The 24,535-nt window shown below is 59.3% G+C and carries 25 protein-coding genes; 16 read left to right on the top strand and 9 right to left on the bottom strand.

Translation table 11 applies throughout. The annotated features are described in order from the left end of the window. The first annotated feature begins 190 nt into the window (after positions 1-190). The 8 genes from R0125_RS06055 (at position 191) to R0125_RS06020 (ending at position 7,218) form a co-directional block, all read left to right on the top strand. Complete coding sequence (locus R0125_RS06055; RefSeq protein WP_317237504.1) at positions 191-517, top strand: cold shock domain-containing protein; 327 nt, start codon at positions 191-193, stop codon at positions 515-517. A 190-nt stretch (positions 518-707) separates the two neighbouring features. Beyond that, positions 708-1,346, top strand: coding sequence for a pseudouridine synthase (locus R0125_RS06050; protein WP_248181029.1), 639 nt, complete (start codon positions 708-710; stop codon positions 1,344-1,346). Further along, the gene (locus R0125_RS06045) at positions 1,343-1,792 is read left to right on the top strand and encodes an NUDIX hydrolase (protein ID WP_248180981.1); all 450 of its coding nucleotides are present in this window, start codon (positions 1,343-1,345) and stop codon (positions 1,790-1,792) included. The genes R0125_RS06050 and R0125_RS06045 overlap by 4 nt, the downstream gene beginning before the upstream one ends. A gap of 54 nt (positions 1,793-1,846) precedes the next feature. After that, a complete protein-coding gene (gene mnmA, locus R0125_RS06040; RefSeq protein ID WP_317237502.1) occupies positions 1,847-3,001 on the top strand; it encodes a tRNA 2-thiouridine(34) synthase MnmA in 1,155 nt (384 codons plus the stop codon). Beyond that, a complete protein-coding gene (hflD, locus tag R0125_RS06035; protein ID WP_317237501.1) occupies positions 2,998-3,642 on the top strand; it encodes a high frequency lysogenization protein HflD in 645 nt (214 codons plus the stop codon). Before mnmA ends, hflD begins: the two co-directional genes overlap by 4 nt. Positions 3,643-3,717: 75 nt before the next feature. Then, a complete protein-coding gene (gene purB / locus R0125_RS06030; RefSeq protein WP_248180978.1) occupies positions 3,718-5,085 on the top strand; it encodes an adenylosuccinate lyase in 1,368 nt (455 codons plus the stop codon). A gap of 16 nt (positions 5,086-5,101) precedes the next feature. Beyond that, positions 5,102-6,253: a cupin domain-containing protein gene (locus R0125_RS06025; RefSeq protein ID WP_317237500.1), complete on the top strand. Its 1,152-nt coding sequence runs from the start codon at positions 5,102-5,104 to the stop codon at positions 6,251-6,253. Then, a complete protein-coding gene (locus tag R0125_RS06020) occupies positions 6,250-7,218 on the top strand; it encodes a GNAT family N-acetyltransferase (RefSeq protein ID WP_317237499.1) in 969 nt (322 codons plus the stop codon). The genes R0125_RS06025 and R0125_RS06020 overlap by 4 nt, the downstream gene beginning before the upstream one ends. Here R0125_RS06020 and R0125_RS06015 read toward each other — a convergent pair. After that, positions 7,207-8,217, bottom strand: coding sequence for a LysR family transcriptional regulator (locus R0125_RS06015; protein WP_248180975.1), 1,011 nt, complete (start codon positions 8,215-8,217; stop codon positions 7,207-7,209). The two genes, R0125_RS06020 and R0125_RS06015, sit on opposite strands and share 12 nt — an antisense overlap. A gap of 230 nt (positions 8,218-8,447) precedes the next feature. On the opposite strand from R0125_RS06015, the gene R0125_RS06010 reads away from it, so the two are divergent. Further along, positions 8,448-9,224, top strand: a complete 777-nt coding sequence (locus tag R0125_RS06010; RefSeq protein ID WP_248180974.1) for a hypothetical protein — start codon at positions 8,448-8,450, stop codon at positions 9,222-9,224. Between the two features lie 55 nt (positions 9,225-9,279). Then, on the top strand, positions 9,280-11,280 hold the full coding sequence (locus tag R0125_RS06005; protein WP_317237498.1) for an ATP-binding protein: 2,001 nt from the start codon (positions 9,280-9,282) through the stop codon (positions 11,278-11,280). Here the strand turns inward: R0125_RS06005 and R0125_RS06000 are convergent. Together R0125_RS06000 and R0125_RS05995 are read right to left on the bottom strand one after the other, a co-directional pair. Continuing rightward, entirely contained in the window at positions 11,231-11,698 is a 468-nt protein-coding gene (locus tag R0125_RS06000) for a MarR family winged helix-turn-helix transcriptional regulator (protein WP_248180972.1), read from the bottom strand. The genes R0125_RS06005 and R0125_RS06000 overlap by 50 nt on opposite strands. Before the next feature lie 3 nt (positions 11,699-11,701). Continuing rightward, positions 11,702-12,184 carry a glutathione peroxidase gene (locus R0125_RS05995; RefSeq protein WP_317237497.1) on the bottom strand — a complete coding sequence of 161 codons (483 nt, stop codon included), beginning with the start codon at positions 12,182-12,184 and terminating at the stop codon, positions 11,702-11,704. A 181-nt stretch (positions 12,185-12,365) separates the two neighbouring features. Between R0125_RS05995 and R0125_RS05990 the strand changes: the two genes are divergently transcribed. The 3 genes from R0125_RS05990 to htpX all read left to right on the top strand — a co-directional run bounded on the left by R0125_RS05990 (position 12,366) and on the right by htpX (position 15,066). Continuing rightward, positions 12,366-13,580 (top strand): pyridoxal phosphate-dependent aminotransferase, encoded by a 1,215-nt coding sequence (locus R0125_RS05990; RefSeq protein WP_248180971.1) that lies wholly within the window; start codon positions 12,366-12,368, stop codon positions 13,578-13,580. A 12-nt stretch (positions 13,581-13,592) separates the two neighbouring features. Continuing rightward, on the top strand, positions 13,593-14,087 hold the full coding sequence (locus R0125_RS05985; protein ID WP_317237496.1) for a hypothetical protein: 495 nt from the start codon (positions 13,593-13,595) through the stop codon (positions 14,085-14,087). Between the two features lie 94 nt (positions 14,088-14,181). Beyond that, positions 14,182-15,066, top strand: coding sequence for a protease HtpX (gene htpX, locus R0125_RS05980; RefSeq protein ID WP_248181027.1), 885 nt, complete (start codon positions 14,182-14,184; stop codon positions 15,064-15,066). Here htpX and pdxB read toward each other — a convergent pair whose 3' ends face one another. From pdxB to R0125_RS05965, 3 genes are read right to left on the bottom strand one after another with little or no spacing between them, the layout of a single operon-like run. Continuing rightward, positions 15,067-16,221 (bottom strand): 4-phosphoerythronate dehydrogenase PdxB, encoded by a 1,155-nt coding sequence (gene pdxB, locus R0125_RS05975; protein WP_248180969.1) that lies wholly within the window; start codon positions 16,219-16,221, stop codon positions 15,067-15,069. Positions 16,222-16,242: 21 nt separating this feature from the next. After that, positions 16,243-17,538, bottom strand: coding sequence for a DEAD/DEAH box helicase (locus R0125_RS05970; RefSeq protein WP_248180968.1), 1,296 nt, complete (start codon positions 17,536-17,538; stop codon positions 16,243-16,245). A 6-nt stretch (positions 17,539-17,544) separates the two neighbouring features. Then, positions 17,545-18,123 (bottom strand): elongation factor P hydroxylase, encoded by a 579-nt coding sequence (locus R0125_RS05965; protein WP_317237966.1) that lies wholly within the window; start codon positions 18,121-18,123, stop codon positions 17,545-17,547. A gap of 180 nt (positions 18,124-18,303) precedes the next feature. Here R0125_RS05965 and dsbD point away from each other — a divergent pair, with 180 nt between their 5' ends. Continuing rightward, on the top strand, positions 18,304-20,160 hold the full coding sequence (gene dsbD, locus R0125_RS05960; RefSeq protein WP_410797593.1) for a protein-disulfide reductase DsbD: 1,857 nt from the start codon (positions 18,304-18,306) through the stop codon (positions 20,158-20,160). On the opposite strand, the gene tusA is transcribed toward dsbD, so the two are convergent. Further along, on the bottom strand, positions 20,141-20,380 hold the full coding sequence (gene tusA / locus R0125_RS05955; protein ID WP_317237495.1) for a sulfurtransferase TusA: 240 nt from the start codon (positions 20,378-20,380) through the stop codon (positions 20,141-20,143). The genes dsbD and tusA overlap by 20 nt on opposite strands. Positions 20,381-20,469: 89 nt before the next feature. Between tusA and R0125_RS05950 the strand changes: the two genes are divergently transcribed. Further along, a complete protein-coding gene (locus tag R0125_RS05950) occupies positions 20,470-20,754 on the top strand; it encodes an antibiotic biosynthesis monooxygenase family protein (RefSeq protein WP_317237494.1) in 285 nt (94 codons plus the stop codon). A 17-nt stretch (positions 20,755-20,771) separates the two neighbouring features. Here the strand turns inward: R0125_RS05950 and rlmM are convergent, their stop codons facing one another. Next, positions 20,772-21,848 carry a 23S rRNA (cytidine(2498)-2'-O)-methyltransferase RlmM gene (rlmM, locus tag R0125_RS05945; RefSeq protein WP_317237493.1) on the bottom strand — a complete coding sequence of 359 codons (1,077 nt, stop codon included), beginning with the start codon at positions 21,846-21,848 and terminating at the stop codon, positions 20,772-20,774. A 118-nt stretch (positions 21,849-21,966) separates the two neighbouring features. Here rlmM and R0125_RS05940 point away from each other — a divergent pair, with 118 nt between their 5' ends. Further along, positions 21,967-23,808, top strand: coding sequence for a diguanylate cyclase (locus tag R0125_RS05940; protein ID WP_317237491.1), 1,842 nt, complete (start codon positions 21,967-21,969; stop codon positions 23,806-23,808). A gap of 11 nt (positions 23,809-23,819) precedes the next feature. On the opposite strand, the gene R0125_RS05935 is transcribed toward R0125_RS05940, so the two are convergent. Then, a complete protein-coding gene (locus tag R0125_RS05935) occupies positions 23,820-24,479 on the bottom strand; it encodes an alpha/beta family hydrolase (RefSeq protein WP_248180961.1) in 660 nt (219 codons plus the stop codon). Between the last annotated feature and the right edge of the window lie 56 nt (positions 24,480-24,535).

Here is a 24,535-nt window from a genome sequence, read left to right as displayed (position 1 = left end):
GACTGCTATTGACTACCGGTCAATATTGGTCAACAGTACAGGAGCTATGTAAAATAATGTAAACCGGCGTCATGTTATGTATCTGAAAAGGCATCCGTATCAGGTAACCCGGTGTCACCCGTGCAAGGCATAACGCACGGAAATAATGCTAATAACAGTGATTGACAGCGAAAGAACAGGGGAGTTCATCATGCCACAGGGCAAAGTAAAGTGGTTCAACAATGCCAAGGGTTATGGTTTCATTATCGAGGAAGGTTGTAGCGATGATCTGTTCGCTCATTTCTCCTCGGTTCAAATGGACGGCTACAAAACCCTCAAGGCCGGTCAAACAGTAACCTTTGACAAGAAGCCCAGTGACAAGGGCGTTCATGCTGTGAATATTGTGCCGGAAGAGCAGGCACAGAAAAGCGCGCAATCAGGCGCGGAGGAATCCCCGGAAAAGAAGTCCGAAGCGGCTGCTGAGAGCAACCGCGACGATAACGACTTCCGGAGTGAACCGCGGGTCGTTAACGCCTGAATCGCGAACGACGCACTAGATCGCTGGCCTGACCGGAGCAAAGGGTCACCATGGCCGGGCAACCGGCCACGGTGCTGCCCTGCGGTCACAACAGTCACAAGGACCTGATGGCGAGAGGCCCTCGCTGTCGAGCGTGCCGGCAACCCGATTTCTGCTTTTCCTCACCGACCGCTTCCGCTACGCTCTTGCCATGGCATCTCTCATACTTTTCAACAAGCCCTTCCAGGTGATGAGTCAGTTCACTGACAGCACCCCCGATGGGCAAGCCAGAGCCACGCTCGCGAACTGGATCAAGACTCCTGATGTCTACCCGGCCGGCCGCCTTGATTACGACTCAGAAGGCCTGCTCCTGCTCACCGATGATGGACAGGTTCAGAACCGTATCGCCTCACCCCGGCAGAAAATGCCAAAAACCTACTGGGTTCAGGTTGAAGGTCAGATTACCAACGAGGCTCTGGCACACTTGCGCACAGGCGTCGTGCTGAAGGATGGAAAAACAAAGCCGGCTCTGGCTGAAGACATGCCCGAACCAGTCATCTGGCCGCGGCAGCCCCCCATTCGCCACCGGCCATCTGTTCCCACCTCCTGGCTCGAACTCACGATTACGGAAGGCAAAAACCGGCAAGTGCGACGGATGACCGCCGCCGTGGGCTTTCCGACCCTGAGGCTGATACGTTATCGCATCGGCGATTGGAGCCTGGACAACCTGGCGCCCGGAGAATTCCGCACGCTGACGATTCACCCGCCCGCTGCACCGGCAGGTGTTCGTCGGCAGGGTAAAACGCGAAAGAACAGCACGAATAAGAGACGGAGGCACGCCAAATCATGACCTGGACACCCCACGCCACCGTTGCCGTCATCGTAGAAGACGATGATGGCCGATTTCTGCTGGTCGAGGAAATCAGCAGTGGGCTTGTGGTTTTCAACCAGCCGGCCGGGCACATCGAGGAAGACGAAGCGATTCTGGATGCGGTGCGCCGCGAGACCCTCGAAGAGACCGGCTGGCAGGTAGAGCCCACCCACTTTCTGGGCCTGTATACATACAAGGCACCGGCAAACGGCGTCACCTACTACCGCTTCTGCTATTCAGCCAGAGCCGTGAAAAAAGTCTCGGAGAGACTGGACGACGGCATCATTGCTGCCCACTGGCTTACGGTTGACGAGGTGGGCAGCCTCGGCGACAAGCTTCGCAGTCCACTGGTGCTGAAGTGCATAGAAGATTACCGAAACGGGCGCCGCTTCCCACTCGATGTCGTCGTGGACGCTGAGACGTAACCGGCCAACAATGGTAAACTGCGGCGCTCTTTACAGTGGGCAGCACGGTTAACTATGACACACGTTCCTGAAAATACCCGCGTGATCGTTGGCATGTCCGGCGGCGTCGACTCATCTGTAGCCGCCTGGCTCCTGAAAGACCAGGGCTATCAGGTGGAAGGCCTGTTCATGAAGAACTGGGACGAGGACGACGGCACCGAATACTGCACTGCGATGACCGACCTTGCCGACGCGCAGGCGGTAGCGGAAACCATCGGCATTCAGCTCCACACTGCCAGCTTTGCGGCCGAATACTGGGATCGGGTTTTCGAGCACTTCCTGTCGGAGTACCGTGCCGGACGCACCCCCAACCCGGACATCCTCTGTAACAAGGAGGTAAAGTTCCGGGCGTTTCTCGATTACGCTGTCACGCTGGGCGCCGATTTCATTGCCACCGGCCACTACACCCGCCAGCGCCCGCTCAACGATGGCTCCCACCAGGCCCTGCTGCTGAAAGGACTCGATCCCAACAAGGATCAGAGCTACTTCTTGCACGCCGTCTCCGGCGACCGCATCGCCCGCACCCTGTTCCCCGTGGGTGAGCTGGAGAAACCGGAAGTGCGGCGCATCGCCGAAGCACAGGGCTTCGTGACACACGACAAGAAAGATTCTACCGGCATCTGTTTCATCGGCGAACGTAAATTCAGCGATTTCCTGAAGCAGTATCTGCCTGCCCAACCCGGCAACATCGAAACACCGGACGGCCAGATCATCGGGCGTCATCAAGGGCTGATGTACCACACCATCGGACAACGCCAGGGCCTTGGCATTGGCGGCCTGAGCGACTTCGGTGACGAGCCCTGGTATGTGGCAGAAAAAGATCTGACCCGCAATGTGTTGATCGCGGTTCAGGGCAAGCAACATCCGCTACTGTATTCCCGCGGCCTGGTTAGCGGTCAGATCGACTGGGTAGCGGGAGCAGCCCCGGCCACCACGTTCCGCTGTAAAGCCAAAACCCGCTACCGCCAGCCCGATCAGGACTGCGTGGTCACCCTCAGCGACGGCGGTGTCACGGTGGTCTTCGATGACGCCCAGCGGGCGGTAACCCCTGGTCAGTCCGTGGTTTTTTATCAGGAAGACGTCTGCCTCGGCGGCGGTGTCATCGAGCACACCTGGCGTGACGGCGAAGCGCGCCCCGAACGGGCCGTAGCCGACGGAGAAACGGCATGAGTCGATCCCTCCACGACCAGACACTGGCGCTGGCCGGCGTGTTCCAGGCCGCGGCCCAGGTCCAGCAAGTGGCTCACACCGGCCGGTGCGCCGACTCCAGCTTTGAAACGTCCGTGCGATCGCTGTTTGCAACCAGCCCGGACACCACGCTGGATGTCTACGGTGGCGAACTCAAGGACCTGCGTGAGGGCCTCAACACGCTGGCGAACGTCATGAGCCAGCAAAGCAAACAACAGGACATCGAGGTGCTGCGCTACGCCCTCAACCTGATTCACCTCGAATCCAAGCTCAACCGCGACAAAGACATGATGGCGGTCATCGGAAGCCGCATTGATCAGGCGCGCCACACCGCCAGTCATTTTGGTTACCTCCACGGCAACCTGGTGGCCAACCTGGCGTCCGTGTACGCCGATACCATCAGCACCTTCCGTATGCGTATTCAGGTCACCGGTGACCCCGCCACGCTGCAGCGGGAGGAGAATGCCGCCAGGGTGCGGGCGCTGCTGCTGGCCGGCATCCGTTCCGCTGTGCTGTGGCGCCAGAGCGGTGGGCGTCGCTGGCAGCTGGTTTTTTCCCGGCGCAAGGTCATTGCCACCGCGAGGGAACTGGCCGAGAAAGCCAACCGGGCGGTTTACGACTGATTCGCACACAGCGCTGGTGTATCATAGGCGCCAATCCTTTTTTGACCCATTCCCAGATGATTTGAGAGGTTTTCGATGGAACTCACCGCCCTGACCGCCATTTCCCCGGTCGACGGACGCTATGGTAGTAAAGTCAGCGTTTTCCGTGACATTTTCAGTGAATATGGCCTTATCCGGAACCGGGTGACCGTCGAAATCCGCTGGCTGCAAAAGCTGGCCGCACACCCCGAAATCACCGAAGTACCCGCGTTTTCTCCGGAAGCGACCACGTTCCTGGATCGCATGGTCGGCGAATTCAGTCTTGAGGATGCAGAGCGCATCAAGGACATCGAGCGCACCACCAATCACGACGTCAAAGCGGTCGAGTATTTCATCAAGGAAAAAATCGCAGATGTGGCGGAACTGCATGCCGTGACGGAATTCGTCCACTTCGCCTGCACCTCCGAGGACATCAACAACCTGTCTCACGCACTGATGCTGCGGGAGGGTCTGGACCACGGCCTGCTGCCGGCCATGGACCGGGTTGTGGACAAACTGGCACAGCTGGCCCATGACCACGCCGAGCAGCCGATGCTGTCGCGCACCCACGGCCAGACCGCCTCACCGTCCACCGTGGGCAAAGAGCTCGCCAACGTTGTTCACCGCTTGCGGCGCCAACTCAAGCAGATTCGCGCGACCGAACTGCTGGGTAAAATCAACGGTGCGGTCGGCAACTACAACGCACACCTGTCGGCTTACCCGACCATTAACTGGGCGCAGAACGCCAAGGACTTCATCGAGAGCCTGGGGCTGGACTGGAACCCCTACACCACCCAGATCGAGCCCCACGATTACATCGCTGAGCTGTATGACGCCATCGCCCGCTTCAACACCATCCTGATCGACCTGGACCGGGACGTCTGGGGCTACATCTCCCTGGGTTACTTCAAGCAGAAAACGGTCGAGGGCGAAGTGGGTTCCTCCACCATGCCCCACAAAGTGAATCCGATCGATTTCGAGAATTCCGAGGGCAACCTGGGCATCGCCAATGCGCTGTTCAGCCACCTGTCTGCCAAACTTCCGATCTCCCGCTGGCAGCGTGACCTCACCGACTCCACCGTGCTGCGCAACCTGGGCGTGGGTTTTGCCCACAGTCTGATTGCCTACGAGGCTACCCTGAAAGGCCTTGGCAAGCTGGAAATCAATCCGGCACGACTGAACGACGATCTCGACCACGCCTGGGAGGTTCTGGCAGAACCGATCCAGACCGTTATGCGTCGGTACAACATCGAGAAGCCCTACGAAAAACTCAAGGCGTTGACCCGCGGCAAGGCAATGACACCGGAAGTGATCCAGAATTTCGTGGAGTCTCTGGACATTCCCGAGGCCGCCAAAGCCGAACTGATGGCACTGACCCCTGGCTCCTACATCGGCAACGCCGTCGATCAGGCGCAAAACATCTGATAGTGGAAAACGCGTTATGGACATGCTCGGCGGAATCTCAGCAGCGCAATTCCTGAACCAGTACTGGCAGAAAAAACCGCTGGTCATCCGCCAGGCGTTTCCGGACTTTCAATGCCCGGTGTCTGCCGATGAACTGGCGGGACTTGCCTGCGAAGAGGGCGTGGAATCACGCCTGGTGATCGAGAACGACGATGGCAAGCCCTGGCAGCTTCACAACGGTCCCTTCAGCCCGGACCGCTTCAGCAGCCTGCCGCAGCATGACTGGACGTTGCTGGTCCAGGGACTCGATCACTGGGTCCCTGACATCGCGGACCTGCTGGAGCACTTCCGTTTTGTACCCAACTGGCGCCTGGACGACATTATGGCCAGCTACGCGCCCAAAGGCGGCAGTGTAGGCCCTCATTTCGACCAGTATGACGTCTTTCTGTTGCAGGCCCAGGGACACCGTCGCTGGACCTTTGGTGGCCATTGTGACCACACCTCCCCTCGGGTAGACGGCACGCCCCTGCGCATTCTCAGTAGCTGGACCGGCGAGGAGACGGTGACCCTGGCCCCCGGTGACATGCTCTATCTGCCCCCCGGCATTGGCCATTACGGCGTGGCGGAAGACGATTGCATCACGCTCTCGGTCGGCTTTCGCGCCCCCACCGTCGACGATATTCTCACCGGCTTCACCGACTTCCTCTGCGCTCAGTCCGATGCGGCCGACCATCTGACCGATCCGGACCTTGAGGTGCAGCACAACCCCGGGACCATTGCGCCGGAGGTGATCGACCGAGTTGCTGACGTCATCCACCACAAGCTCAACGACCGGCGCCAACTCTCCCTGTGGTTCGGGCAATACACCACGGCGCCCAAGAGCATGGAGATAGTGGTGCCTCCGGACGAGCCCATCACGCCGGAGGTTCTGTGCGAGCAGGTTCAGGATGGTGCCCGACTGCGCTGGAACGAAGGCTCACGGTTTGCGTATCACGACCTTGGCGAGGAAATCGCCCTGTTTGTGGACGGCGAGCAATACCTGCTGAAAGGCGATGCCAGGCCGCTCGCGCCGCTGCTCTGCGCTGGCGCCCGCATCGACACGAGCAGACTGGCCACGCTGGTTGAGGATCCCGCCATCGGTGGCCTGCTCAGCCACCTCTGCAACCAGGGATCTGTGTATTTCGAATGACACCGATACGTATCCGCAAATACAGCTGGCAACTGGCGCCGGGGCACATTCGCGATATACGGCAGCGGGTCTTCGTTGACGAACAGCGGGTGCCGCCACACCTGGAATGGGACGCCACCGATGAAATCGCAGACCACTACCTGGCGGTGACGACAAACAATGAACCGGTCGCCGTAGCGCGTCTGTTTTCCACGCTGGACGAGACCGCGCACATCGGCCGCATGGCCGTGCTGCCGCCATGGCGGGGTCAAGGCGTCGGTGAAGCCCTGCTTCGCCAACTGATCCGGGACGCCGGGGAGCAGTTCAATGAACTGCGGCTCTCCGCCCAGCGACACGCGGTCGCCTTTTATCAGCGCGCTGGCTTTCATGTCTGTTCGGACCTGTATGACGACGCCGGCATCCCCCACGTGGATATGCGCTGCCTTGCACCGGGGCTGATCGCCTCCGAGTCCGGCGAACGTAGCTGCCCGCTGTTGTTGGGCGAGGACCGGCCTTCCTGGCTGTTTTCCGCGGAACACCACATGATTACCCTGCTGGACACCCTGGCCGGCCAGGCATGCCAGCGGCTCTGGCTGTATGATCGGCTGCTGGATCACGACATTTATGATCGCCACCAGTTCCGGGAGCTGCTGTCAGCTCTGGCCCGCCGCCATCGACTGAGTGAAATCCGCCTGCTGATCCATGACGACAAGCCGTTGATCAAGCGTCGCCACCAGATTGTAGAACTGATGAGACGACTACCGAGCCGGATCGAGCTGCGCCTGGTGAATCCCGACTATCCAGTGACCGACCAGCCTTTCATGCTTGTGGATCGCGAGGGCGTGCTGTACCGCCACGACTTTTACAAACCGGAGGGCTTTGCCAGTTTCGCCAACGGCGGCAGGGTCAAGCTGCTCGGGGAAACCTTCGTGCGCATGTGGGAGGCCGGACGCCGCTCGCTGGAACTCAGGGATCTACCGCTCTGACCGATGGGGCCCCGGAATGTCGGCAGACTCGAACTGCGCACCGAATGGTGCAAACTCCGCATCGACCTCCTCCGCCACTTCGGCAATCAGTTTTCGCAGCCATTGATGGTCGGCGTTGTGTTGCAGCAACGGGCTCCAGGCCATCTTGAGCTCAAACGGCGGGATATCGAAAGGCGGCACTTTCACCACCAGGTTGGCGTTGTCTTTCTGAAGCCACGCCGCCCGGGATGGCAGCGTGGCAATCAGGTCGTGCTGTTCGGCCAACAGCATCGCCACCTGGTAATGCCGGGTAAACACAGATATCTGGCGCTTCCGACCGATCAGTGACAAGGCTTCATCGACCCATCCCAACCGTTGCACATCTTTCGGATTAACCCCCACCCCAACACCAAAACCGGTTTTGCTCACCCAGATATGGCTGGCATCGAGGTAGGTGTCCAGCGTAAATGGCTCCCTGAGAATCGGATTACGCGCATTCATCAGGCAGGCGAAGTATTCGGTCCACAGGGTTTTCTGGTGAAACGACTGTGGGATCTTGTCGAACCGGTTGATCGCCATATCCAGACGCCCCTGCTCCACGTCCAGAAAGCTGACGTCACTGGGGGTCAGAACATCCAGGGTGACGTGGGGTGCCTCCTGACGGATCCGCCGAAGCACTCGCGGCATCAGGCAGGATTCGGCGTAGTCACTGGCCATGATGCGGAATACCCGCTGGCTTTCCATCGCCGAAAATGGCGTTTTCTCCTGCACCGCCTGCTCGATATCCGCCAGTATGCTCCGCACCAGCGGCTGCAACTCCCGCGCACGTTCGGTGGCCGACATACCCTCGCTGGTGCGCACCAGCAGCGGGTCGCCGAACAGATCCCTCAGTCGCCGCAGGCCATTACTCATGGCCGGCTGGGTGATACCCAGATGATTCGCGGCCTTGGTAACATTGCGCTCCCGGAGCAGCACGTCCAGGTACACCAGAAGATTGAGATCCACCCGGGAGATATCCATTACACCACTCCAGCACGCGCCATTTCGCCGGGGCCAAGCCTCAGCATTCACTGCAACAATGTACAGGATCGCGCCAATTCACGAAATCAATAAAACGCGTGAATCTTTCACATTAGAAAACGGATTCATTCCGGATTTTCTGCTAATCTTTCGGTTACTTGCGGAGAAACCGGAATTCGTGAAACCGGATGCGCCGTTACCCGAACTGATGCGGAGTCGTTAGCAATCTCATGGATACCACTACGATCGTCCTGATACTCGCCGCTCTTGTCACTGCTTCGATCATTATCATTGTGGCGATCCAGATGCGGGAACGGTCGAAAATTGAACGGGCCCGGCGAACCGCTTCTCAGGAAGACCAGTACAACCGCGCCAACCGCCTGCTCAACGAGATCCCTGGCCAGTACCTCACCCCGGACCTGAAACTGCTGCTGATCAAGCGTATGGAGGAAGCCTGTAACGAGTTGCTGGCACTGAAATCCGCGCGGCCGGTCAACGACTGGCTTGCCGCCGCCCAGCAACTCAGAACACAGGTACTGGAAAATAACGACAGTCGCTCACCGGTGAAAATCGACTCCCCGGAGAAGTCCAACTATGTTAAAGAGTTACTGCAAAATCTTTTCAAAATGATTGAAGGCCTGCACAAGGCCGGGAAAATCGACAACGCCACCGCCAAGAAAAACCTGAAGTACGTATTGTTTTTGGTGCATAAAACACACGCCGACCTCCACGTCTTTCAGGCTCGCGACCACGTGCGGCAAAATCAGATTCGCAAGGCGATTCATTCCTATCACCTGGCCAGCACCGAAATGGGCAAGTCTCAGGATAACCCGCTTGCGATGAAGGCGGTCAAAAGCTTCCGCACCCGGATAAAGGAATTGGAGGCTATAAGTACTGACGACCAGAAAGCCGCTGAAGGTAACGATGGCCCATCCAAACTTGACCAGGATTGGGATACCTTTCTCCATGATGACGAGTGGAAGAAAAAAGCCGATTACGATGATTGACCGGATTCTGACCGCTCGCGACTGAACCGCCTCCAGACAGGGATTGTGTAAACTGGTGACTAGGCTATTCCGTAAACGCCTTTCTTTTCGCCTCACCCGCGACACCGTGTTGCTAGCCATGGCGCTGGGCCTGATTCTGAACATTGTGCAGGTTACCCTGGACTTTTTCAGCGCCCGCGAATCCATGGAAGAAGAGATCCGCGCGCTGATCGAGATCAGTCACAGCCCGGCCTCCCAGATTGCCTACAACATCGATGTCCGCCTGGCGGAAGAGCTCCTTGATGGCTTGTTGCGTCATCCTGCAACCATTGATGCCCGCATCATTGATAACGACGGCCACACCATGGCAGCGGCCAGTCAGAGCAGCCCGGTGTCGCCCTACCGCTGGATCAGCGATGCCCTGTTCGGTGCAAACCGGACCTTCAGCGACGAGCTGCGGGTGCGCCAGCTTGCGGACCTGCCTCTGGGCACACTGACGGTAACCATCGATACCTTTCACTATGGCCTGATCTTTATGCAGCGGGCCGGTTACACCCTGCTCAGCGGTTTCTTCAAGAGCTTGATCCTGTCAGCCGCACTGCTGGCTATTTTCTATCTCGTACTTACTCGTCCGATGATGAACGTCATCAATGCGCTGAGCCGGGTGCAGGCGGAAACACCCGAGAAGGTCCGCCTGCCTATTCCGCTAAACCACCAGGAAGACGAAATCGGTGCAATGGTCGGGATCATCAACCAGCACCTGCAAACCATCGACTCCAGCCTTGCCCAACTGCGGCGTGCCGAGAGCGCCATGAAAAACTACTCGGCGCAACTGGAGCGGGAGGTGGATGACCGCACCCGCGAAATCTCGGAGAAGAACGCAGCCTTGCAGCGGGGCAATCGGGCGCTGGTGAAGGCCAAGGAGGATGCCGTGCGGCGGGCGCGCTCACGGGCCAATTTCCTGGCCAGTATGAGCCACGAAATCCGCACCCCGCTCAACGGGGTACTGGGTATGCTGGGGCTTGCGCTGGAAGGGGATCTTGATCCGGAACAGCGTAACCGGCTGGAGATCGCGCTGAACGCCGGGCAGAGCCTGTTGGGGCTGCTGAACGACATCCTCGATATATCGAAGGTCGAAGCGGGCAAGCTGAGCCTGGAAAACATTCCGTTCAGCGTCCGCAACCTGATCGAGGAATGTGCCGTTCTCCATACCCAGCAGGCCCGCAGAAAACACATCGAGTTGTTGGCAGACATCGACCGTGGCCTGCCCGAGATGTTTCTCGGTGACCCCACGCGCACCCGCCAGATCCTCAACAACCTGCTCAGCAATGCCATCAAGTTTACCGATGATGGCAGCGTGAAAGTTGGGGTTTCGCGGGTTGGCGGTAACGTCAAGATCGACGTGATCGACACCGGTATCGGCATGTCCAAAGAGGGACTGCACCGCATATTCTCGCCGTTCTCCCAGGCGGACACCGACACCACTCGCCTCTATGGCGGAACCGGCCTCGGTCTGACGCTCTGCCGACAACTGATCGAGCGCATGCACGGACAGATTCTGGTGGATTCAGAAGTGGGACGCGGCACCCATTTCACCGTGACGCTGCCACTGCCGGTCTACGAAACCGCGCTCACCGAGCCGGAGCCCGCGGCCACACGCGAAAACAATGCGGCGGCGGGCTCAGCCGCCCTTGCCATCCTGCTGGTGGAAGACAACCAGGTCAATCAGCTGGTGGCCAGCAGCCTGTTGCGCAAGCTCGGGCACACCGTTGATCTGGCGGAGAACGGCAAGCGGGCGCTTCAGGCGATGGAGAACAGGACGTACGACATGGTTCTGATGGATTGCCAGATGCCAGTCATGGACGGCTATGAAGCGACTCGGCAGATCCGGGAGAACCCTGCCTGGAAAACCTTGCCGGTGATCGCGGTGACCGCCAACGTCATGCAGGGGGACCGGGAGAATTGCCTGGCTTCCGGTATGAACGACTACATTACCAAGCCTTACAACCGCAACGATCTGAAAGCCGTTATCGAACGCTGGGCGCCTGACGCTCCAGCTCGGCAAGAACCGACCTGAGCTCGTCCCGCAGCGCCATCAATCGCTCCGGTGCCACCCCGGTAGCGCATAGCAGACGTTCCGGCACAGAACAGGCCTGCGCACGCAAGTCGTAGCCCGCTCGCGTCACAGCTACCGTCACCACCCGCTCATCGTCTTCGCCGCGAGCACGATTAACCAGCCCGCGCAACTCCAGGCGCTTCAGCAGTGGCGTCAGGGTGCCGGAATCCAGCCGCAGACGGTCACCCACCTCTGACACCTTCAAGCGGTGATCGCCCGCCGCAGCCTCCCACAGCACCAGCATCACCAGGTACTGCGGATAAGTCAGGCCCAGCTCGGCCAGCAACGGCCGGTAACGCGCAACCACCGCGCGGTTGGCGGTGTACAGAGCAAAGCAGACCTGGCTGTCCAGGGCCAGGCCATCCTCCGGTGCGGTCATAAACTACAGCAGCTTTTCGATGTCGGCACGGATCGCTTCCGGCTTACTGGTCGGCGGATAACGGCGAACCACCTGCCCGTCCCTGTTCACCAGAAACTTCGTGAAGTTCCACTTGACCTTCTCCGAGCCCATCAGACCTTTGGCTTGCTGTTTCAGAAAGCGGTACAGCGGGTGCGCCTCGGGGCCGTTGACCTCGATCTTGGCAAACATCGGAAAATCCACGCCATAGTTCAGGCTGCAGAACTGGCTGATGGCGCCATTGTCTGCGGGGTCCTGATTGAGAAACTGATTGCAGGGAAACCCCAGCACGTCGAGGCCGCGTTCGCCAAGATCCTTGTGCAGCGCCTGCAGACCCTCGAACTGGGGGGTGAACCCACACTTGCTGGCAGTGTTAACGATCAGCAGCACTTTGCCCCGATACTCCGCCATGTCGTGGTCGTTACCCTTGATATCCTGAACGCTAAAATCGTAAATACTTTCGCTCACACGCCCTCTCCTTTAATTGCCATCAATTGAATTGTGCACAATACATCATCCGAAGAACAAAGTCCTCTTTCGCCATAATTCATCACAATTGCCCTGTTGCCCGGCGGTCATGCTCCGCTAGAATACGAGATTGATGTTATTATAATTTTTTCTGATATCGGGTTAAGGGAACCACAGTCTTATGCAGAACTTCCACAAGTCCGCCAAGCTGGATAACGTGTGTTACGAAATACGTGGCGTGGTTCTGCGTGAGGCCCGTCGGCTCGAAGAAGAAGGGCATCGGGTGCTGAAGCTGAACATCGGCAATCCGGCCGCGTTCGAGCTGGATGTACCCGAGGAAATTCAGCAGGATGTGATCTACAACATGCCCCTGGCCCAGGGCTATGTGGAATCCAAGGGGCTGTTCTCTGCCCGCAAGGCGGTCATGCACTACTGCCAGCAGCGGGGCATCGACAAAGTCGATATCGACGACATTTTCCTTGGCAACGGCGTCAGTGAGCTCATCGTCATGTCCATGCAGGCCATGCTCAACACCGGCGACGAAGTGCTGATTCCGGCTCCGGATTACCCGTTGTGGACGGCGGCCGTGACGCTCTCCAGTGGCAAGCCGGTGCATTATCACTGTGATGAAGCCCAGGACTGGTTTCCCGACATTGACGATATTCGCAAGAAGATCACCAAGCGCACCCGCGCGATCGTGCTGATCAACCCCAACAACCCGACCGGGGCGGTTTACTCAACGGAGCTGCTGGAGCAGGTCATCGAGCTGGCCCGACAGCACAACCTGATCATTCTGTCTGACGAGATCTACGACAAGATTCTGTACGACGGCACCCGGCACGTGTCCACGGCTTCATTGGCCGACGACGTGCTGTTCTTCACCTACAACGGTCTGTCCAAGAATTACCGGGCCGCAGGCTACCGCTCCGGCTGGATGATCATCAGTGGCGCCAAGCACCGCGCGCGGGACCTCATCGAAGGTATCGAGATGCTGTCCAATATGCGGCTGTGCGCCAACGTGCCCGCCCAGTTGGCCATCCAGACCGCACTCGGCGGCTACCAGTCTATCGATGATCTGGTGGCCCCCGGTGGCCGATTGTTCGAGCAACGGGAAACCGCATGGCGACTGCTGAATGACATTCCCGGGGTGAGTTGTGTCAAGCCCAAGGGGGCGCTTTACCTGTTTCCGAAACTGGACCCCAAGAAGTTCCCGATCGTCAACGACGAGAAGCTTGTGCTGGATCTGCTGTTGCAGGAGCGCATTCTTCTGGTTCAGGGCTCGGCTTTCAATATCAATGACAAGCAACATCTGAGGGTGGTCTTCCTGCCCCGGGTTGATACCCTGGAGGACTCCATGACACGGCTTGCCCACTTTCTTTCGAATTACCAGCAGTGATTGGTGGGGTAAATGGCTGATATTCACGTTGAGGAATTCTACAAAGACGCCGCCATTGCACTGGTTCAGCTTTACAACGCGTTCCCCAGGCGCATCAACCTGTTTGTTGAAGACATCGCAGGGCCGGACGAGCCCGATGAGTTCGGCCTGCACAGCAAGCGCCATATGGCCTGTTTCGGCGCCCTGCTCTGGCTCGAAGAAGAAGGGCTGTTGCGCTATGTCGACACCATCCGTCAGGAAGCTCTGGATCAGGCCGTGCTGACCCGCGACGCCTTTGTGCGTCTGAGCATGCCGGCCTGCCCGGGATTACTGGCCCTACTGGAGTCCCTTGCGCCACAGGATCAGACCGTATTGCCCCCATCCGTCAGGCACGATCTGTCTACTCACGTGCACCTTATCCGCAGCGCCCTGCGCAGTGGCCGCTCCGCGACCATCACCCAAGTGATGCAGGGTACTTTTTTTGGCACCGAAACGGCCGCGAAGCCCCGCAACCGCGACGATCATTAAATCCGCGTAAACCGCTTGAACCGACCGCCACAAGCCGCATATAACGTCGGTGTAACATGTCGCTATTGTGGAACATGACTCACTTAAGGAACCGATAATGCGTATCTTGCTGTTTCTCGCCACCAACCTGGCGGTCATTATTGTAGCCAGCATTACCCTGCGCCTTCTCGGCGTGGACAGCTACCTTGCCCAGAATGGTATTCAGTACGGTTCACTGCTCGCGTTCGCAGCCGTGTTCGGCTTTGCCGGAGCTATCGTATCGCTGCTGATCTCCAAACCCATGGCCAAATGGAGCACCAAAGCACGGGTTATCGAGTCACCACGCACACCGGCTGAACGCTGGCTGGTGGATACCGTTGCCGACCTGGCCAAGAATGCCGGCATTGGCATGCCGGAAGTGGCGATCTTCCCCGCCTCCCAGTCCAACGCGTTTGCCACCGGCTGGAACAAGAACGATTCTCTCGTGGCTGTCAGCGAGGGCCTGTTGCATCGATTCAACAAGGACGAGATCCGCGCGGTGCTGGGCCATGAAATCGGCCATGTGGCCAACGGTGACATGATAACCCTGGCGCTGATTCAGGGCGTGGTGAACACCTTCGTGATCTTCGCATCCCGGGTGATCGGCTCGTTCGTGGATCGGGTCGTGTTCAAGAATGAGAGTGGCCACGGTATCGGCTTCTTCGTGGTCAGCATCGCAGCGGAAATCGTGCTGGGCATTCTCGCTAGCACCATCGTGTTCTGGTTCTCCCGCCGCCGGGAATTCCGCGCTGACATCGCCGGTGCCCAACTGGCCGGGCGCGGCGCCATGATCAACGCACTGGCGAGACTGAAACAGGAGAGCGAGGTACCGGATCAGATGCCGGACAGCCTGCAGGCGTTTGGCATCAACCGCGGTGCCCGGGCCGGCTTGAGTGCGCTGTTCATGACCCACCCACCGCTGGAAGCGCGCATCGAAGCCTTGAAGCAGGCCAGCCTCTGATCAGATTTTCAGCTTGAAGCCCAGGGCACGAAAAGTGTCCTGGAGCGATTTGCTGGTGCCTTTGAGCTGGATTTTGACGCTCGAGAACTCCCGCCGCACCGGATAGTTCTTGCGCAGACGGTCGAACGCCGTGCCCCGCTCCTCTACCGGCAGGTCCATGGTCAGGCGCAGACGGGCATCATCCCGGCGGGGGTCATAACAGGAGCGCATGGCAATATTTCCGGCCCCCATTTCCTCGGCCGCGCTGGTGAAGCAGAGTTTGCTGAGCGCAGGCTCTGGCAGATATTGCCCGGCCTTTTTACGGGCCGGCAGGCCCAGGAAACGGCAGAGAGACTGATACACCATCTCGGTGCCCTGCACCTTACCCTCGAGGCTGTAGCCTGCAATGTGCGGGGTTGCCAGCCAGACCCGGTCAACCAGCTGCGGATTCACCCGCGGCTCCTGCTCCCACACATCCAGCACCACCGTCGGTGCGTTCGGCGCTTGCAGCCGCTCCAGCAACGCGGCCGATTCGATGACCTCGCCACGGCTGGTGTTGATCAGCAGCTGACCGGCGGTCAGCCTGGCCAGTCTGTCTGCATCGATCATGTTAAATGTGGGGTGGGCGGATTCCCGGGTCAACGGTGTGTGAAGGGTAATAACATCGCATTCCAGTGCTTCGTCCAGACTGCAGAACATCTCATTATCATCACCTTCAACCGCCTGCCGCGGCGGATCGCACAGGCGCACGGTGAAGCCGAGCTTATCCAGCTTACGCGCCAGTTCACTGCCCACATTGCCGGCACCTACAATGCCGACACTGAGGGTCTCCCAGTCGTCCAGCCCCTGCTGTTCGGCATACAGCGACAGCACCGACAGCACATACTCGGCGACACTGTTGGCATTGCAGCCCGGCGCTGCGGAAAAGGCAATACCACGAGATTCGAGCCAAGGCAGATCGACGTGATCGGTGCCGATGGTGGAGGTTCCCACATATCGGACTCGGCTGTCTTTCAGCAACGCTTCATTGACCCGGGTCACGGACCTGACCAGCAGGATATCCGCATCGTTAACGTCCTCGGGAGACACGGTGCGGCCGGACACCCGGCGAATGGTGCCGATATCCCCGAAAAAGGACTCCAGCAGGGGAATGTTTTCGTCCGCTACGATCAACATGGTCTGAACTGTTCGCCTCTTTTAGTTCCTGCGCTGACGCGGCGGGCGGCCGCCCTGCCCTCGTCCACCCTGGCTGCGGTTGCCCTGTGGCCGGCGCCCGCCACGCTTTCTGGTGATCGGAGCATTCGGCATGGTCACCGACAGCTCCTCATCAGGCACCGCAGTTTTCAGCTTCTGACTGATGTAGGACTCAATCGCCGGCAGTGAGAAGGCATCGTCCTCGCTGGCGAAGCTGACCGACACGCCGGTCTTGCCCGCGCGCCCGGTCCGGCCAATGCGATGAACGTAGTCTTCTGCGTTCTCCGGGAGATTGTAGTTGAAAACATGGGTCACACCGTTGACGTGAATGCCGCGACCGGCCACGTCGGTAGCCACCAGCACCTGGATGTCGCCACGCTTGAACTGTTCAAGGGTTTTCAAGCGCTTGTTCTGGGCAATCTCGCCGGACATCAGGGCAACTTTCACGCCCTGGTTGCGGAGATCCTCATCCAGATCCCGGCATTGATCCCGACGGTTGGCAAACACAATGGCCTTCTCGACCTCCGGACGTTTGAGATAGTTCACCAGCACTGGCAGCTTCTCATCCTCTCCCACCAGGTAAACGGTCTGCTCGACGCGTTCGGCGGTCTTCTGCTCCGGTTCGATTTCCACAAACTCGGCGCTCTGGGTCCACATGGACGCCAGATTGAGCACATCCTGATTGAAGGTGGCGCTGAACAGCAGGGTCTGGCGTTCCTCTTTCGGCGTGCACTTGCGGATGATGCGTTTGACGTCGGGAATGAAGCCCATGTCGAGCATCCGATCCGCCTCGTCGAGAATGAGAATATCCAGCTGATCAAGAAAAACGTCCTGGGAGCCCAGGAAGTCAATCAGGCGGCCGGGGGTTGCTACCAGAATGTCGACAATTTCGTTCTGCAGCTGATCTCGCTGCTTGTCGTAGTTCATGCCACCGACCACCGTGACCACGTTGTGGCCGGTGTAACCGCACAACTGCTCGGCATCCTTGGCAATCTGCATGGCCAGTTCACGAGTCGGCGCCAGAGCAAGCACGCGCGGCTCGGAGGCAAAGCGGTCTTTTTCCGGCACCGGAGTTTCCAGCATGCTCTGGATCGCGGTAATCAGGAATGCCGCGGTTTTACCGGTGCCGGTCTGGGCCTGCCCGATCAGATCCTGGCACGCCAGGGTAAACGGCAGGGTTTCGGCCTGGATCGGGGTGCAGTATTCAAAACCGATATCTGTGATGGCATCCAGCAGGCGTTGGTCCAGATTAAGATCCTTGAACAACGGTTTGCTGGTGTCGTGGGATTCAGATGTCATAGGCAATCAGTCTTCCTTTATGTCTGTATCAGGAGCGTGAGAAAGTATGCGCCGGGACTCTTCTTGCCAGGCGTGTTCAAACGTTTCCCCGGTTCCGTAAAATGACCTGAGCGTGTCAAAGAATGCCCGCGCGCGAGCCGGCATCCCATGCTCGAGGTAATGATTGGCCCGCGCACGCACCTTGCGGCGAAAGCCGGATTCATCGGCGGCTCCGCCTCCGGAGAGGTTGTCCACGCTGATGTGAAAGCGGGACCCTGCAGCGACGGCAAACAGCCATTCAAGCGCCTGAGGCTTTACCTCCGCCTGTTCGAAAGCCTTCTGCTGACCGGCAGTACGGCCGTCAGGGCAGTACCAGTAACCATAGTCCGGCAGCGTTCGGCGGTGCGCGCCGGCAATACACCAATGACTGATCTCATGCAGGGCGCTGGCGAAATAACCGTGTGCAAAAATAATCTGTGCAGCGCCACCGGCTTCCGTAGCCGGCAGATATTCGGGTTCATCACTGCCTCTGACCAGGATCGTCCGGCTGGATTCCCGGAACAAGTCATTGAACAGCATGATAAGATCGTCTGGATTGTGCGTCATTGGGACGCTATTGTGCGACTTTAAATCCCGCAATACCAGAGGGAACTTTAGGGTGCCGGGGGTGTCCATTGCTTCCTGACAGAGGTTGTCCGGACGCGCTGCATCAGTCCCGTGAGCCAAGACAGAATCACTCAGGATCCGATAGTCATTATGACCGAGTTTGCCAAACCCGCTCGACGTATGTCCGAGACCTTTCTGGCCAGCCGCCACATTCTGGCGCTGTTGCTGGTTCTGTTATCCGCGTCGGCCTGGGGGTTGGGCAGTTCCGGGAACCCATTGTTTGGCAACAGTGGCGACTTTCTTGCCGTAGATGAAGCCCTGCCCTTTAACTACGCCACAGACGCCGGCAGCGTGGTCCTGTCCTGGAATATTGCACCGGATCACTATCTCTACAAATCCCGCGTATCGGTTACCCCCCTGACAAAAGGGGTCACTCTGGGTGAACCCGAGTTCTCGTTGCAAGGCACCACCACCGAGGACGAGTACTTCGGGATTATGACGGTGTTCTACGATCCGGTCGAAGCCCGGGTACCCGTGAGCCTGCCGGACGGCGTCCGGGAGGCGGAGCTGGAGGTGACCTATCAGGGTTGTGCGGAAGCGGGCCTGTGTTACCCGCCCCAGACTCGGACCGTGCTCTACTATCCGGGCAGCGGAGACGACCGTGAGACTGCGGCGGTGCAGACATCCCCAACGTCCGCGCCCGGCAACGCCAGCCCGTCGGACCTCAATCCCCAATCTGCCACCGGGCTGGCGGGCTTCCTGTCCGAACAGTCCACCCTGGCGATTGCGGCGGTTTTTCTGTTGCTCGGACTGGGCCTGACTTTCACCCCCTGCGTGCTGCCCATGGTGCCGATCATCTCCGCCCTGGTTTCGGGCCGCAATACCCGCTCCACGGGGCAGGCCCTGATGCTGTCCGGCAGCTATGTGCTGGGCATGGCACTGACCTACGCCGCCGCCGGAGTGATCACCGGATTGCTCGGCGCCAGCTTCAACCTTCAGGCCCAGCTGCAATCCCCGTGGGTGCTGGGGGTATTTGCCGCCCTGTTCGCGCTCTTCGCGCTGTCCATGTTCAACCTGTTCGACATCCAGCTTCCCCGTTTCATCCGTGAGCCGCTGAACGACGCCAGCCACCGACTGACCGGCACTCGTGTTGCGGGTATCTTCGGTATCGGCGCGTTGTCCGCACTGATTGTTTCGCCCTGTGTATCGGCACCTCTGGCCGGCAGCCTGCTGTACATCAGCACCACCCAGGACGCTGTGGTTGGCGGCATGGCTCTGTTCTCACTGGGCCTTGGCATGGGCATACCCTTGATTCTGGTTGCCATCGGCGGGCGCAAGCTGTTGCCGTCAACCGGGCCATGGATGAACGTGGTCAAGGCGTTCTACGGTGTCATGCTGCTGGCGGTTGCCATCTGGCTGATTGAACGCCTGGTACCCGCTTGGCTGGCACTGACATTGTGGGGCCTGCTGGTGGCGATCACCGGCGTTCAACTGGGCGCCTTCGATGCGGCAAAAGCCGGCTGGGAGCGCACCCGCAAAGGCGCCGGCCTGGTGATGTTTGCCTACGGCCTGGCGCTGCTGGCAGGAGCCATCGGAGGCGCGACTGACCCACTGCAGCCGTTGGCGCCTTACACCGCGAAGACCGTTGTCTCCGGTAGCAACGCCGCGGAGCATGCGAGCTTCCAGAGGGTGGGATCGCCGGACCAGATCCGGGATCTGATGACGCAGGCCCGCCGCAACCGCCAGCCGGTGATGCTGGATTTCTACGCCGACTGGTGCATCTCCTGCAAGGTGATGGAACGCAACGTATTCAGTGCCGCTGACGTGATCGATGCCCTGGCACCCTATACGCTGCTGCAGATCGACATGACGGACAATACGACCGCTCAGCAGGCCTTGCTGGACGAGCTCGGGCTATTTGGCCCACCAGCCATCCTGTTCTTTGGTCGGGACGGTGAGGAGCTGCCGGGAGCCCGCGTTCTGGGAGAGATGGACCGCGACGAATTTCTACGGCACCTCAGCTCCCTCGACGTATGAAGTAGAGGAATTCCTTGCCGGATTCCTCGGTATGCAGGAGGGCGTGATTGAGGAACTGACAGAATCGTGGAATGTCCCGGGTTGTGGATGGGTCCGTGGCGATTACTTTGAGCACGCCGCCCACCGGCACATCGTTGATGCGGTTGTGGAGCATCATCACCGGTTCCGGGCAGTACAGCCCGCGTGCGTCGAGTTCTCCGTCAAATTTTATCGTGTCCAATACCGAATCTCCGTCAGGGGAATCACTGCGTTTCTGGAAATACATGCTAAATTATTGTTTATAGCTGTCAAAATGTTACGAGGTAAACAATGATCCGGGTACTGATTGAACGTCACATTGCTGAATCGCTGGAAACGGCCTACGAAGAACGGTCACGCAGGGTGCTGCAACAGGCCGTCAGCGCGCCAGGATTCATCTCCGGGGAGACCCTGGTGGACGCCCACGACCCGAACCATCGGCTTACCCTGGCAAACTGGCGCTCCGAAGCCGACTGGGACCAGTGGTATCACTCCGAGGAGCGGAAAGGCCTGCTCACAGAACTTCAGCCAATGATGGACCGGGACGAAGCCATTACCGTGCTCACACAGAGCTGACCGCTCGGGTTTCCGCCTCACCCCAACCGCTCCACAAAGCAGGTAATCTCTTCCCGGTCGTGATAAAGGTGCCGAGCCCGGAGGCGGAACCTCTGATCGCTCTCCGCCAGCGCGCTCTCGATGATCTCGCGGCAAATCAGCCACTCCTCGTAGCGTTTCTTCATGGGCAGCTTGAGGTTGAAGATGGCAAACCGACAGAGGCCACTTTTGAGCCAGTCAACCGCCATGTGGGAGGTCCGGCGCGGGTGGTCAACAATGTCACACACCATCCAGTCCACCGGGCTTTTCGGTTTCCAGAAATAGCCGTCCGCTTCCATATGCTCGACCTGCCCCGACGCCATCAATTCGGCATTCATCGGGCCGTTGTCGACGGCGGTGACCATCATCCCCTGATTCACCAATTGCCACGTCCAGCCACCTGGCGCCGCACCCAGATCCACCGCACGCTTGCCACCGCCCAGATAGTCCAGTACCCGGTCTGGCGGCAAAAACACTTTCCAGGCTTCTTCCAGTTTCAACGTTGAGCGGCTTGGAGCCGAGGCCGGAAACCGCAACCGGGCGATACCGCCAGCGTAACGCGCACGGTTATCTGACAGGCTGATGCCTACCAGAGCCCGCTGAAAACCGGTCAGAAGAATATCGAGCCGGGCCGGGGCAGACGCGTTGGCATCGGGTTTCAGCAGACCGGCACCCCGCAACCCCTTCGATAGCGGCGCCACCCACTTGCGGGCAAAGTTCCCCAGATCCCGATCGGCGTTATTCTCCGGCAAGCGCACGTCCACCCGGGCGCAGTTGGGAAAACCGGATGCTACTGACCTCAAGGCCTCTGAGATGGCTCCAACACGATCCTCCGACGGCAATTCAACATCGGCCAGACCGATGAACCAGTCCCTGACAAACACCAGTTCATCGAGGCTAAGACGCTGCATCAGCGTGGTCGCGCCCTCGGGGCCGGTCAGGAAAAACGTCAGGTAGCCATGGCTGCCGGAGGGCTGAAAGTAACCGAAAACGCCTTTTTCTGCTGCGGCATCGGTCATTTCGCGGCCAGCCTCGGTTTCAAACCCCGGCCGACAGAACAAGATCACGTACTCCATGAATCACCTTTTTTACGACATCCGTCACGGAAACCGTCGAGAATTTGAAACTGTTTAACAATGCGCCGCGCCGTCGGGCGTTACACTGACAGACTTCTTTTTTTGCAGGAATTCGTTCATGTTGCTGTACCTGCGCACCTTCACCGTGTTGGCGCTTGCTGCGCTGTCGGGCATGCCCTTGGCACTGGAAGCGCACCCTGGCAGCCCCTGCCCTGTTCTGGACGCCAGCGATGCCGCGCAGCGGGAACGATTGATGAATCACGTCTGTTTCCATGCCGCAGCGCCCAACGATCCCGCGCATCGGGCGGCCAGCCCGGACGAGCTGCCCGCATCCATGGAGTGGCAGGAGGCCCGCGGCCATGACCTGGTGTTTACTCATACCGATTCGGTGTACTGGGTGCACCTGCACCTGACCAATTCCGGCGCATCACAGGGCTTCTGGTATCTGAAGCTGAACTATCCGCTGCTTGATGAAGTCACCTTCTGGCAGACCGGCGCCGAACGGACCACCACGCTAACCACCGGTGACCAATACCCGTTCCTGTCGCGGGGCATAGATTACCGGTATTTCCTGCTGCCCGTCACGCTGAATACCGGTGAGTCCCAGGGTATCACCCTGAGGATTCAGAGCAGCGGCGCCCTCAACGTTCCACTGTCTCTGGAAACTCCCGACACCATGGTGGCCGACAGCAACCATCTGACTCTGACCCACGGGCTTTTCTACGGAGCCCTGTTGGTATTCGCTGTCTTTAACCTGCTGCTGTTTTTCAGCTCGGGAACGGTGTATTACTTTCACAACGCCTTCTACATGGCCACCATGGGGCTGTTCCTGTTTGCCATGGGCGGCTTTGCAAATCAGTACTTCTGGCCAGACAGCACCGGCTTCGCCAATACTTCCATCCCATTGCTGATCGCGGTGTGCGCCCTGGCCATGACTCTGTTCGGCCGCTCCTTCCTGGAAATCGCTCCGGACACACTGGCCGCCACCACTTTGCGAGCCCAGGCCTGGGCGTCTGCGGGGCTGCTAGTCGTCACCTTCATGTTGCCCTACAACCGCTCTATTTTGCTCAATACCACCCTCGCCCTCACGGTGATCGGCAGCCTGTTTGTGATTGGCGTTCTGCGCTGGCGGCAGGGCTACCTGCCAGCACTTTGGTACGTGCTTGCCTGGTCGGTAATGCTGGTCGGCGCGCTGATCTATGCACTCGCGGCATTCGGATACCTGGCCGATTTCCTGGCCCGCGAGTTCTTCATGCTGACCGCCATCGGCGCTCAGGTGATTTTGCTGAACTACGCTATGGTGCAGCGTTGGCGGCTGTTGAACCAGAAACTGCTGGATGTGGAGCACAACGCCCGCAGCGAACTGGAAATCAAGGTGCATGAACGCACGGCTCAGTTGCGTAACACGATGCGGGAACTGGAAAGGGCCAACCGCAAACTCGCCACCCTGAGCCTCAATGATGCCCTCACCGGCCTGTACAATCGGCGCCACTTGGACAATATCCTCCCGGAACTGTGCGCTGAAGCGCGCCGCACCAGCCAGCCCCTGACGTTGGCGCTGATTGACGCGGATCATTTCAAGCGCATCAACGACACCTATGGTCACAGCTTCGGTGACCTGTGCCTGCAGCGCATTGCCGACATTCTGAGCCAACACGTCAAACGGCCTCGGGACGTGGTGATCCGGTTCGGCGGCGAGGAGTTCGCTCTGCTGTTACCGGGCACCGACAGCGAGGGTGCTTGCCGCGTGTGCCAGGACATCCTCGATGACATGCGCCACACCCCCATCAACGCGGAGGACGGTTCCGAGGTCATCATTACCTTGAGCGCCGGCGTGGCACGACTGGATCCAGCTGAGCTCGATCAGGAGCTGTTCCGACGGGCAGACGAAGCCCTGTATCAGGCCAAGGCCTCCGGAAGAGATCGCGTCGCGCTAACCGATGCGGAAGCGGTACCGTGACCCGGTAACGTTCAATGCTCTGCCCCGGGTTTCCCGTGCATGAAGGCGGATGCCGACTGCGCGGCCCTCTGCAGCAGCTGCGAGTGGCTCTCGACCTGCCGCGCCAGTGGCTTGAAATCATGATCGCCACCCTCCAGCCAGGCTATGTCAACCAATGCGCACGGGGGTATCCGTGCGCTGACCTCCTCGCGTTTGCCAAAAGGATCGCGGGTACCCTGAACCACCAGCTGCGGGCACCAGAGGTCACCGAAATGCCCGGTACGCCAGCGGTCCGGCTTCCCGGGCGGGTGGAAGGGGTAGCCGAAACACACCACTCCCCGAAAGCGGCCGGTCAACGTGGGCTCAGCGCCTAACAGGCTGGCCATGCGCCCGCCCATTGATTTACCGCCGATAAACAGTGGTCGGTGTGCCAGCGATCCCGCCGACAGATGGTCGATCATCTGCCCAAAGCTCAGCAACAATGCCGGCTGCCGATCGGGGGGGCGTTTTTTGCCGTCTTCCCGGCGTTTTTGCATGTAGGGAAACTCGAATCGCACCGTGGTCACACCGCTCTGAGCCAGGAATCCGGTCAGTCCGTTCATAAACGGCGAGTCTGCCGGTGCCCCGGCGCCATGTGCCAACAACAGCACCGGCCCATCGGGTTTATTACCATTTTCAGTAAATAACGCCATGCATTTCACCTGTGGGCTATGTACTTCTACTATTGGGGGGCAGGATCGCCAAAGCG

It is taken from the genome of Marinobacter sp. M-5, from assembly GCF_032911545.1.
GTDB lineage: Bacteria > Pseudomonadota > Gammaproteobacteria > Pseudomonadales > Oleiphilaceae > Marinobacter > Marinobacter goseongensis.
The sequence above is the reverse complement of the archived record's forward strand: the minus strand, read 5'-3'. Positions and strand labels throughout refer to the sequence as shown.